Below are 10,979 nucleotides of genomic sequence, written 5' to 3'. Positions count from 1 at the left end.
CAGTGAAAAGCCGCTCAGAAAAACTGAAGCGCCTCGTTGCCGTGCAGCGGCATCTCGAGCAGATGGCGGAAAGCGAACTGGCCGAAACCGCCAGGCAGCGCCGCGACCTTGCCGAAACCATCGATGTCGTCGCCGACGCCATGGGGTCGGCAAGCCCGCTGCATGCGATGTTCTCCGGGCACTATGCTTCGCAACTCGGCCGCCTTGCCCAGAAGGACCAGATGCTCCTTGGTATCCAGCAGGTCCATGAAACCCGCGTCCTCAAGGAGCGGGCAAAGGGCGACCGGCTGGAGGAAAACATGAAGGAAGCGCGCGTTCTCGAAGATCGCACCGAGGCCGACAATGCCATCTACGATCTCGTCGATCAGCACGTGATGGCCAAGCCACCAGCTTCCGGTAAGGTTGACCGGTCATAGTGCGGCTTCAGGATCGGCCGTCTCTGCGTCCGCACCGCTTGTTTAAACTGCTGAAATTATGGAGTTATCGCTGGCGCGAAGATCGCGCAGGGTGTGCTCCGTGACCGAGAGGACACCGCATGGCCATTTCTCCTCCAAGCGACCTGGTGTTGGATGTCGTGCGCGCCGCAGATCCGGCCGAAGTGCAGGAGGCGCAGGCGCGGCTAAAGGCCAATCGCGCCGCTTTCCAAGCGACAAGCCTAGCTGAAAACGGAACCGGCTTTGCCAATACGGTTGCGGTCCTGAACCAGGACAGTCCGTCCAACAGCCTTGGCGACATCAACAATCGCGCCGAGGCCAAGAAGATTCCGGAAAGCTACCGCAAGTTCGAAGCCATGGTCCTGCAGAATTTCGTGAAATCGATGTTGCCCGCCGAAAGCGAAGAAGTTTACGGCAAGGGCACATCCGGCGACATGTGGAAGAGCATGATGGCCGAGCAGATCGGCAACGTCATGGCGCAGGGCGACGGCGTCGGTATCGCGCAGAGCATGGTCACCGACCGGATCGTCGGTTCGCAAGGTCCGGATCGCGTGAACGCATCGCTCGATGGTAACGACAACAATGTCGCGCTCAGCATGGTGCAGGAATATGAGCGCAAAGCCGTCGCCGACTTCATGGAAACCGGCGGTAAGAACGAACAGGTCTGAGGCTGTTCCGGCGGATTGCCCGGGCCGGCCCGACACATGAATTTCGCGCAGAGCAATCACGACGGCCACAGGACCCGCGTGATGCAGCGCCAACGGGAGCGAAATGATGGAAGTTGCAGCACCGAGTGACGTGCGTATCCAGAACGTCCTGGGACGCCTGGAAATGATCCTCGATAACGAGAACAGCCGGATCGGGCTCGATCCGAGCTTCGACCTGAAGGCATCGAACGCGCGCAAGAGCCGCTGCCTGTATGAATTGACGATGCTGCATCGCGACGCTTCGCCGAGCGAGATTTCGCCATCCTTCGTTTCCCAGACCCGGCATATCAGGTCCAAGCTGATGGCAAACTCGCAGAAGGTGAACGCGCACATGGAAGCCTGCCGGTCGGTGGTGGAAATCCTCAAGACCGCCGTGCAGGATGCGGATGCGGACGGCATCTATTCCGAGCATCAATTCCGGTATGGCGATTTTTGATGCTGAAGCTTGTTCTCACCGGCGTCTGGGTCTGCGCGGTGACGCTCGGATCGGTGTATTTCTCGATCCAGCATGCTTCGGCACCGGTGGAATCGGATGCGGAGGCAGACCGCCGCGCATTGCAGCAATATGTCCCCGGTGAGCTTATTACGGTACCGGTGATCACCGATGGCGCGGTGCAGGGCTATTTCCTGACGAAACTGTCCTTCGCCGTCGACAAGAACAAGATCAAGCACCTGGAGGTGCCTCTCAAAGAGACGGTGACGAACGCGCTTTTCGACATTCTCGTCGGTCAGAAGCTGGTCAACGTCGCCGACAGCAACAGTTTCGACCTTGCCCAGTTCAAGACCGCCGTGAAGGAAGGGTTGAATGAAGACATGCGCGGCGAAGTGATATTCGAGGTGCTTGTCGAGCAGCTGGAATATCTGTCGAAGGCGGATGTCGCCCGAATTGCCAAGGGTGCAAGCCAGCCGCAGCAACAGCCTGTGGCGATTGTCGACAAGAATGGAGAAACGGCTCACGATGAGATTCCGGAAGCCGTAAGGCGCGCCGCTGCCGCCGCCCCTTGAGGCGGAACGGCGCCGGTTTCAGTTCTTCTCCGGATTGCGGTACTGTTCGTTGACCAGGCCGAATTCCATCATCAGCCGGCCCCACGCCACGTAAAAATGATAAAGCCCGGCCGACGTCAGCTTGGTTGATCGCCATAGGGAAAAACCGCGAAAGGGCGAGGCGGCAAGCAGCATCAGCGATTTGGCAATGGTCTTCATGCGGCCGCCAAACCCCGGCGCCGCGCGATGTTCGAGCAGCGCCGAAATCGCACCGTTCCTCAGGCTTCGTGCCTTGATCCAGGACATTTCCGTCCGCCGCGCCGGGATCGTCTCGGCCACCCAGGCCTCCGCCGCCCAGGCGAATGTGAAGCCCTTCTCCTTGCAGCGGCGGTAAAAGTCGCTGTCTCCTCCGCCAATGAAATTGAACACCGGATCGAGGAACGGCCGCGGCATGGCGTCGAGCACGGGCCGCGTGATCAGTACGTTTCCGGAGGAGTAGAGGATCGGGACTGGGCCGGTTGTCTCGTAGTGGGGCAGGAAGACAGGGTGGCGCTTCTGATCGTTGCGCCCCTGGTCTTCGAAATCGGGCAGTTGTGGTCCGCCCACGAGGTCTGCTTGGGTCTGTCTGTGTACCGATATGAGACTATCGAGCCAATCGGGTGCCGCAATCTCGTCGTCATCGATGACGGCGATCGCGTGGAGATTGGTGTAGGTGGCGAGCGCCATCGACCAGCCGGCATTGTAGGCGTGACAATTTCCGCGCTGATGCGCGATCACCACCAGGGCGTTGATCCGATGGGCGCCAAAAAACGCTTTTGCAGCCTCGGCCCCTTCAAGGCCGTCCGCGTCATTCTCCATCACCACGATCGCAAAGGGGCTGCCGGGCTCCTGTGAAATCACGGTTTTCAGGGTTTTCAGCAGATGTTCGGGCCGTCGAAATGTCGGCAGGGTGACGACGAACTCGACGCTCTCCGCCGCATCGACCGTCGTTTGGCAGAACACAGTCAAATCCGGGGCAGGCGGGGTCATGATCGGAACCTGTTGAAGGCAAAGCTTTGACAAACACTAAAGCAAATCTTCCTAAACAGATACTGAATTTCCAAATTCGCTTTTGAATGAATGATTTAAAGGTCGTTTCACGCCGCGTTGCTACAGTTTGGGCAGTTGTTCTCAAGTCTCGTGTGGCAGCATGCATCTGGTTTTGGTTTCCTCTCTGGTGCCGGTGGAGAACCCTTCATCGGGGTTCGATATTGCCAATCGCGCCGTACTCGACGGCCTTTGCGCACTGGGTCACCGGGTGAGCGTGATCGGCTATCTGCAGCCGGGCCAAAGCGTCGCGGCGGATGGCGAGACGTATCTTCTGGGCGAGCTTGAAGTTGCCAACGCGAAGGTTGGCGCCGCAACGAAGCTTCGCTGGCTGGCAACGGCTGTCCTCAATCGCACGACCCTGTCTTCGGCCAAGATGCTGAAGGCCGGTCGCCGGCATGTCGAAACGCTGTTGCAGGGCCTGCAGCCGTTCGACGCAATCATCCTCAATTCCGTGCAGCTGCCAGGCGCATTCTCCGCCGTGTTCCAGAAACACCCGACAATCTATGTCGCCCATAATGTCGAAGCCGACTCCGCACTTGAAAACGCAGCGTCGGCATCCGGAGTGCTGGAACGGCTTCTGTTCAGGCGTGAAGCAGGTCTCCTCGAACAGGTCGAGCGGCAGCTCACGCAGGCCGCTTCGGCGATCTGGACGTTTGCCGAAGCAGACCGTTTCGGTTTCGGCTACGCGGTCTCGGACCGCGCCGCCGTCCTGCCATTGGTGACGCGTTGGGAATTGCCGGAAAGCGGTGTGGAAAGGCTGCCGGAATACGACCTGGCCCTGATCGGCACATGGAGCTGGAAACCGAACCGCATCGGACTTGACTGGTTTATCTCCACGGTCGTGCCGCTTCTGCCAGCCGATATGTCCATCGGCATCGCCGGCCAGATGCCGGATGTGCCAGCGGTTGCCCATTCCGGTCTGCGTTTCCTTGGCCGGGTGCCGGACGCCCGTGCCTTTGTCGAAACGGGCGCCGTTGTTCCGTTGATCAGCCGCGGCGGCACGGGCGTCCAGCTGAAAACCATCGAGACCTTCGAACTGGGGATGCCGAGCGTCGCCACGCGCGCCTCCCTGCGCGGCATTGGCGAGATCCCTGCCAATTGCTCAATCGCCGATGATCCGGTCGAATTCGCGCAGTTGCTGACCGGGAAGGTCGCGCAGGTACGGGTCGGCGATCGCCAGCGCCTGTCGGGCGCAACCTTCCACCGGGCGCAGAAAGCCAGGTTGCTCGCAACGCTCGAACGGGGCCTTGCCGGTTTGGCAAAGCCCGCTACAGCGCCCGCTCGGAGTCTCTCCAACGAGCAAGCGGCGCCACCAATGAAAAAGAAATCCGGCACTCCATCTCATGGGTTTGCCGTGCACGAGGGAGGAAAATTACAATGAATGTCTCCCCGGGCACATCGATCATTGCATCGCAACGAGTGATTCTCGACATGCCGGTCTGCGACTTCGGCTGGGCGGATGCCTTCGCCTTCGCTGACGAGATCGCGTCGCTGCCGATCGGGCAGACGGTGATTTCGTTCCTCAACGCCAACAATGCCAATCTGATGATGCGCGATCCGGAATATCGGACCGCTCTCGAGCGCCACATCGTCCTGCCCGACGGCCACGGTATCGATATTGCCTCCTGGCTGTTTCACGGGAAGATCTTTCCGGCCAATCTGAACGGTACCGATTTCGTGCCGGCGCTGATGACTTATATGACGACACCGAGACGCATTGCGATGATCGGTGCCCGCCCGGAAATCCTCAAGCGCGCGGCGGAGAATTTCCAAAAGCATTCGCCGTGGCACGAGTTCATCGCCGTCTCCGACGGGTTTTTGGACGTGGCACAATCGGACGAGGCGATGGCGAGGGTTCGCGAACTCAAGCCGGACATCCTTTTGATCGCGATGGGGAGCCCGAAGCAGGAGAAATGGATCGACCGCCACGTTGGTCCCGGCCACGCGCGGCTGGTGATCAGTGTCGGCGCACTCTTTGATTTCATGGCCGAGCAAGTGCCGCGCGCATCAGCGACCGTCCGGCGTTTGCGGCTGGAATGGCTGCACCGGCTGATTCACGAGCCGAAGCGCCTGTGGCGCCGCTATCTCCTGGGAAATCCGCTGTTCATGTATTACATTGTCCGCCACAAGCTGGGAGGGGGCGCGAAGGCTTTGCCGGTCAGCGGGCACCGTGCCGGATCTCGATCGTTCTGACGGATACCATGATGCGCACCGCTGTCCTGACGGCCTCCTATGCCAATGATTTCGAGCGTTGCCGCCTGCTGTGCGAAAGCATGGATATGCGGCTGAAGGGCGATTGGGTTCATTACCTGCTTGTTGCCCCGTTTGACGTTGCCCTGTTTCGCCGGTTGGAAGGCTCTCGCCGTCAGGTCATCAGCGAGGGTGATCTTTTGCCCTGGTGGCTGCGTGCCGTGCCGGATCCGATGTCGGCTGGCCGCCGCAAGCTCTGGGTCAGTCCTTACAGTCTTCCCTTGCGCGGCTGGCATGTGCAGCAGTTGCGCAGGCTTGCACTGTGCCGTCACATCAAGGAAGAGACGATGTTCGCGGTCGATTCCGATGTGGTTTTCCTGCGTGACTTCGATCCTGCAAACCTCTGGCAGGGAGACCGGTTGACGCTTTACCGCAAGGACGGGGCTATCGGCGACCGGATGCGCTCCAACCATCTCGAATGGCTTGCCCATTCCGACAGGCTGCTCGGCATCGGCCCCTTCAGCTTGCCCGCGAACGACCACATCAACACGCTGATCGCCTGGCGCACCGATAGCTGCCGGTCACTGCTCGATCACATAGAGGCGCTGCATGGGCGCGACTGGATCCGTGCGGTCATCCGCTCACGGCAGTTTTCGGAATGCATGATCTACGGCCGTTTCGTTGATGAAGTGTTGAAGGGCGAGGGGCATATGGCGTCATCCGACGGGCTCTGCCACGTCCTCTGGTTCGGCGACAGCTATGCACGCGACATCAGTGGCCTTAGGCATTTCCTGGCCGATATGTCGCCGCATCACATCGGTATCGGCGTGCAATCCTTCGTCGGGCACGATCTCGCCGACATCCGCAACATCGTTCTCGAACGCGCTGCCTGATCTTCCTCAGATCACCCGGGCCGCTTCGCGGCTGAGCGCGCCATAAGCGAGCACGAAAGACGCACCATAGAGCGCCAGATATACGCCGTTGAGCAGAGGCGCCCAAGAGGAGACATCGGTGCTGGCAGTAAAGACTGCGGCGAGCAGGGCGACCTTCACCACGCCTGCAATCACAAGGTTGAACATCCGGCGCACCGTGCGGCCCGTCGCATAGAGCAGTTCCGAGTGGTACTCGACCAGATTGCGGAACGAGGGCACCAGAAGCACCGCCATCAGATAGGGTGCCGCCTCCGCGACGTTGTTTCCAAGTCCGCTTGGAAAAATCCAGAGATAGAGGGCCATCGCCGCTATCGCCAGGAAGGACACCGCGGCGACCAGAGCTTCGATCGTCAGTCGCGTCCGCCAGGATGAGATCGTGCCGGGTGTGCGCATGATCTTTTGCACCAGCAGCATGTTGAACGAACGGACGGGCAACGCCGTCAGGTCGGCAAGCCGCATGATGATCGCATAGATCCCCGAAACCTGAGGGCCGCCGATGGCAAGTACCGCAATCTTGTCGAATTCCGATTGGATGTAGAACAGCACCTCGGCGCCTGCGACCGAGACGGAATCCACCCAGCGGCGAATATAGAGTTCCGGTCGCCAGCGCAGCCGCACCTTGGGAAAGAACCAGATGATGGCGATCAGCAACGCAAGCCCGTTGGCCGCAAGGTAAAACAGCGACCATGTTTCGAGCGATGCCCAATGCGAGAATGAAAAGCCGAGCGCTGCGGCAGTGCGGATGCCGGTGCCGATCACCACCAGAAGCGCGGCGCGACCGAAGCGACCGAGGCCGTTGAGTACGATGGCAACCACCTCCAGCCCGCGCCAGCAGATGATTTCGGCGGCCATGAGGGCGAGGAAGACGCCAAGTGCCATGTCACGCGCGAACACGGCGTAGTAGATGGCAAGGGATAGAATTGCGATCAGGGGCAGCGAAAGTACTGCGCCAACCACGAACCCGGCGGTGTAAGTGCCGACCAGCCGGGGCTTGACGGTGGCGACCCGGTAGAGCGGCGACATGAAGCCGAAAGCGAGCACGCGAGAGATCATGATGCCGGCGGCGGACGCCGTCGCGAACAGGCCGAACTCGGCAATCGAAAGCCCGTTGGCGACGCAGATGAAATAGACCAGCGACAGCACGAGGCGGCCGGCCGACCCGCCCGTCATGGAGAGATAGGCGTGGATCACGCCGCTGTGGCGCGCATAGAGGGTCTTGGCGAAATCGATCAAGGGCGGGGTCCAGATGTGCTGTCCCGTTTCTAGCCGCTAAAGCTTAATGAGCAGTTTGAAGCGGTAGGTTCGAAGCATTCACGGTGCGCCGGCGGCCGGTTGTTAACGTTTTGTTTTCCATAAAAACTTAAGCTCTGCTCACAATTTATCCTTTTGCCCGATCGTGGGCGCTTGCAGGCCTTGATGTTCGATCCGGATGACAACAAACGCCCTGTGGTTCGCCGCTCGCTGCTTGACGTTTCGTCAAGCGGGGCGGAGGGGTCGCGCCGTTCGCGATCATCCTCCGCCGCGAAACGTCCCGCACCTGTACATGGCGCAGCTGCCCTGTTGAGCCGGCTTGGCCCGGGGGGCGAACCGCAAACGGCACAGGCCAGCAAAAGCAAGCGGCCCGCGCACCACGAGACCGTATACGAGCCTAAGCAGCCCCGCAGTTTTCTTGCCGGCTGGTTCAGGCGTGGCAGCGGAAGATTGGAGCCGGCACGAGAACCGGAGGCGCAGACCATTGCTGCCGCCTCGCCGGCGGTGTCTTCCTCCTTCGGAGTGACACCGGAGGGACCGGATCGGCCGCTGATCGATCTTGCCACGATCCTGCAGTCCGTCTGGCAGCTTCGCAAGGTTGTCGTGGCGTTGACGGTCGCCGGTGCCGTAGGTGGCGTGCTGCTCGCCATGGCGACCCCAAGCGTCTATGTCTCGGAGAGCAAGCTCTACATCGATCCGCGCGAGGTGCGGCTGACGGATTCGGATCTGTCCAAGGAAAGCCTGGCGACCGAGGCCATTCTCGCCCTGGTCGATAGCCAGCTCGAAGTGTTGCGATCGCGCACGGTTCTCGAAAAAGTCGCCATTGACCTGGGTCTAGACCGCGATCCGGAATTCGGTGAAAAAACCGCGAGCACGGGCGGCCTGGCGGCAGGGATCGACGTCGTCCGCGAGATCGTTTCTCCGGGCAAGGGAAAGCCGGCGCCGGCATCGGGCGTCAATCCGCGCACGCTCGGAAAATTGAGCGAGGCCGTTAGCGTGTCGCGCGATCCAAAAACCTTCATCGTCACCGTCGAGGTGCAGACCCGCGATCCGGCAAAATCGGCCCTGATCGTCAACCGTCTTGTCTCCACATTCCTCGCAGAAGAGCAGGCCGCCCAGTCCGGTTTCTTCCAGCAGACCACGGCGGCGCTCGACAGCCGGCTGGCTGATCTGCGCAAGGAATTGGACACTGCTGAAAACGCCGTCGAAAGATACAAGGCCGACCATGATATCGTTGGCGCCGCCGGCGAGCTGATTTCGGACAAGCAGCTTCTTACCCTTAATGACCAGGTTGCCGCCGTGCGCAACCGGATCGCCGAGGCAAGAGCAAAGGCGGATGTTGCCACCAAGACCCGGCTCAACGACGTGCTCACCGGCGCGTTTCCGGAGGAGTTGAGTTCGGTTACCCTGCAGGAACTGCGCAAGCAGTATTCGACGGCGCGTGCGCAACTCAGCGCGCTCGACGCAAGCCTCGGACCTCGCCATCCCCAGAGGCTGGCAGCCGTCCAGTCGCTCGAGGTTGCGCGTTCGGAAATCGGCAACGAGCTCCGCCGCATCGAGGCAACCGCGCAGACCGAACTGCAGCGCGCGATCCGCACGGAGAAGGATCTCGTCCAGCAATTGGCGGTTCGCAAGGCGCAACAGGTCAATTCGTCTACCGGCTTCATCGAATTGCGCGAACTGCAGCGCAAGTCGAATGCGACCAGAACCATCTACGAATCCTTCCTGAAGCGGGCAAGCGAAACCGGCCAGGAGGAAAAGCTGACCTCGAAGAATATCCGCGTGATCTCCCCTGCGGAACCGCCGCTGCAGGCCACGGGCCCGTCACGCAAGCTGATCGCGATTGGCGGCTTGATTGCAGGGTTCATGGCAGGCGTCGGACTGGGCATCGCGCTCGGCGCCTACCGGAGCCTGAGGGATCTGTTCCATCGGTCGAACCAACCGGCGAGCTCTGTTCTGCAGCGCGATCCGCCCGGGAAGGATGATCGTCATCCGGACGGCCCGGGATCCTCGGAAGACTTTGAAGACCCGTTGCCCCTGCTGGCGGAACAACGGGCGCCGTCGGTACATCACGCGGCTGCCTCGGCGGCTGCGCTCTCCGCCTTTCCTGCGCGCCGGGACACAGCGCCGTCTATTCTCAGCGATTATCTGCATCAGCAGGATCGGGGTAGCGGCAACATGGCGCAGGTTCAGGAAGATTTGCGCGCGCTGCGCGCCCGTGTCGAGCGCTATGCGAGATCGCGCGCCGGCGAACAGCGTTAGTCGACTGTTCTGATTTGTAAAAACGGATCGGCTCACGGCGAGCGGCCCTTCAGCTTCGTTCTGCAACAATGATAGAAAATCGCAAGCTGGTCGTGTTTCGGCACCGCGACCGCCCGATCGGGCTTGAATTTATCTAATCTGGACAGCATAGGACGCATTGAGGCCACTCATATTTTTCACCGAAACTAGAGTGAAACGGAACAAGCGAAAATCTGGGAGAATGCCGTGACGACCGTGATTGATGGCAAGCAAGTTGCAGCTTCGGTAATCGACGCCGTGAAAACTGCGTCGGAGGCGCTGCAGGACGAGATCGGCGTCAAGACCGGTCTGGCCGTCGTCATCGTCGGCAACGATCCGGCAAGCCATGCCTATGTTTCCGCCAAAAGCAGGATGGCGAAGGAATGTGGGTTCACCTCGGTGCAGCATACGCTGCCTGAGGAAACGACGCAGGAAGAGCTTGCGGCCCTGGTTCAGACCTTGAACAAGGATGAAAGCCTGCACGGCATCCTCGTGCAGCTTCCGCTGCCCAGGCATCTGCAGTCCGAAGCGATCATCCAGTCCATCCTGCCGGAAAAGGACGTCGATGGCCTGCATGTGGTCAATGCAGGAAAGGTGGCGACCGGTGATCTCGATGGCGGTCTCGTGTCCTGCACGCCGGCCGGTGCCATGGTGTTCGTCAGGCGCACGCACGGCGAGGATCTTTCCGGGCTGAATGCCGTTGTCATCGGCCGCTCCAACCTGTTCGGCAAGCCGATGGCGCAGCTGCTGCTTGCGGCCAATGCGACGGTGACGGTTGCCCATTCACGCACCAAGGATCTTGCCGCCGTTTGCCGCGGCGCCGATATCCTCGTAGCCGCTGTCGGACGCCCGCAAATGGTCAAGGCCGACTGGGTTAAGCCCGGGGCGACAGTCATCGATGTCGGCATCAACCGCATCGCCGCGCCCGAAAGGGGCGAGGGTAAGTTTCGCCTGGTCGGCGATGTCGCTTTCGAGGAATGCGCAAAAGTTGCCGAGGTCATCACTCCGGTTCCGGGCGGCGTTGGCCCGATGACCATCGCCATGCTGATGGCCAATACGGTCATTGCGGCCTACCGCCGGGCCGGCAAGAAGGCGCCGAAATTCTGACGTGT

General features: G+C 60.8%; 11 protein-coding genes. 9 read left to right on the top strand and 2 right to left on the bottom strand.

Annotation, left to right across the window (positions count from 1 at the left end; genetic code table 11):
• Positions 1 to 2 precede the first annotated feature (2 nt).
• The 4 genes from ACSQ2W_RS04255 (at position 3) to ACSQ2W_RS04240 (ending at position 2,146) form a co-directional block, all read left to right on the top strand.
• Positions 3 to 416, top strand: coding sequence for a hypothetical protein (locus ACSQ2W_RS04255; RefSeq protein ID WP_436085144.1), 414 nt, complete (start codon positions 3 to 5; stop codon positions 414 to 416).
• Positions 417 to 535: 119 nt separating this feature from the next.
• Positions 536 to 1,102, top strand: coding sequence for a rod-binding protein (locus tag ACSQ2W_RS04250; protein WP_436085143.1), 567 nt, complete (start codon positions 536 to 538; stop codon positions 1,100 to 1,102).
• Between the two features lie 106 nt (positions 1,103 to 1,208).
• On the top strand, positions 1,209 to 1,577 hold the full coding sequence (locus ACSQ2W_RS04245; protein ID WP_436085142.1) for a hypothetical protein: 369 nt from the start codon (positions 1,209 to 1,211) through the stop codon (positions 1,575 to 1,577).
• Positions 1,577 to 2,146, top strand: coding sequence for a hypothetical protein (locus ACSQ2W_RS04240; RefSeq protein ID WP_436085141.1), 570 nt, complete (start codon positions 1,577 to 1,579; stop codon positions 2,144 to 2,146). The genes ACSQ2W_RS04245 and ACSQ2W_RS04240 overlap by 1 nt, the downstream gene beginning before the upstream one ends.
• An 18-nt stretch (positions 2,147 to 2,164) precedes the next feature.
• On the opposite strand, the gene ACSQ2W_RS04235 is transcribed toward ACSQ2W_RS04240, so the two are convergent.
• Complete coding sequence (locus ACSQ2W_RS04235) at positions 2,165 to 3,154, bottom strand: glycosyltransferase family 2 protein (protein WP_436085140.1); 990 nt, start codon at positions 3,152 to 3,154, stop codon at positions 2,165 to 2,167.
• 160 nt (positions 3,155 to 3,314) lie between these two features.
• Between ACSQ2W_RS04235 and ACSQ2W_RS04230 the strand changes: the two genes are divergently transcribed.
• Genes ACSQ2W_RS04230 through ACSQ2W_RS04220 form a run of 3 tightly spaced genes read left to right on the top strand, consistent with a single transcriptional unit; the run spans position 3,315 to position 6,297 of the window.
• The gene (locus tag ACSQ2W_RS04230; protein ID WP_436085139.1) at positions 3,315 to 4,595 is read left to right on the top strand and encodes a glycosyltransferase; all 1,281 of its coding nucleotides are present in this window, start codon (positions 3,315 to 3,317) and stop codon (positions 4,593 to 4,595) included.
• Positions 4,592 to 5,407 carry a WecB/TagA/CpsF family glycosyltransferase gene (locus tag ACSQ2W_RS04225; protein ID WP_436085138.1) on the top strand — a complete coding sequence of 272 codons (816 nt, stop codon included), beginning with the start codon at positions 4,592 to 4,594 and terminating at the stop codon, positions 5,405 to 5,407. The genes ACSQ2W_RS04230 and ACSQ2W_RS04225 overlap by 4 nt, the downstream gene beginning before the upstream one ends.
• An 11-nt stretch (positions 5,408 to 5,418) precedes the next feature.
• Positions 5,419 to 6,297 carry a DUF6492 family protein gene (locus ACSQ2W_RS04220; protein WP_436085137.1) on the top strand — a complete coding sequence of 293 codons (879 nt, stop codon included), beginning with the start codon at positions 5,419 to 5,421 and terminating at the stop codon, positions 6,295 to 6,297.
• A 6-nt stretch (positions 6,298 to 6,303) separates the two neighbouring features.
• Here ACSQ2W_RS04220 and ACSQ2W_RS04215 read toward each other — a convergent pair whose 3' ends face one another.
• Positions 6,304 to 7,569 (bottom strand): lipopolysaccharide biosynthesis protein, encoded by a 1,266-nt coding sequence (locus ACSQ2W_RS04215; RefSeq protein ID WP_436085136.1) that lies wholly within the window; start codon positions 7,567 to 7,569, stop codon positions 6,304 to 6,306.
• A gap of 468 nt (positions 7,570 to 8,037) precedes the next feature.
• Between ACSQ2W_RS04215 and ACSQ2W_RS04210 the strand changes: the two genes are divergently transcribed.
• Together ACSQ2W_RS04210 and folD are read left to right on the top strand one after the other, a co-directional pair.
• Complete coding sequence (locus tag ACSQ2W_RS04210) at positions 8,038 to 9,849, top strand: GumC family protein (RefSeq protein ID WP_436085135.1); 1,812 nt, start codon at positions 8,038 to 8,040, stop codon at positions 9,847 to 9,849.
• Positions 9,850 to 10,074: 225 nt separating this feature from the next.
• On the top strand, positions 10,075 to 10,974 hold the full coding sequence (folD, locus tag ACSQ2W_RS04205) for a bifunctional methylenetetrahydrofolate dehydrogenase/methenyltetrahydrofolate cyclohydrolase FolD (protein ID WP_436085134.1): 900 nt from the start codon (positions 10,075 to 10,077) through the stop codon (positions 10,972 to 10,974).
• The last annotated feature ends 5 nt before the right edge of the window (positions 10,975 to 10,979 follow it).

This window comes from Pararhizobium sp. LjRoot255, assembly GCF_964252905.1.
Taxonomy (GTDB): domain Bacteria; phylum Pseudomonadota; class Alphaproteobacteria; order Rhizobiales; family Rhizobiaceae; genus Pararhizobium.
This window is presented reverse-complemented; position numbering and strand designations above follow the sequence as displayed.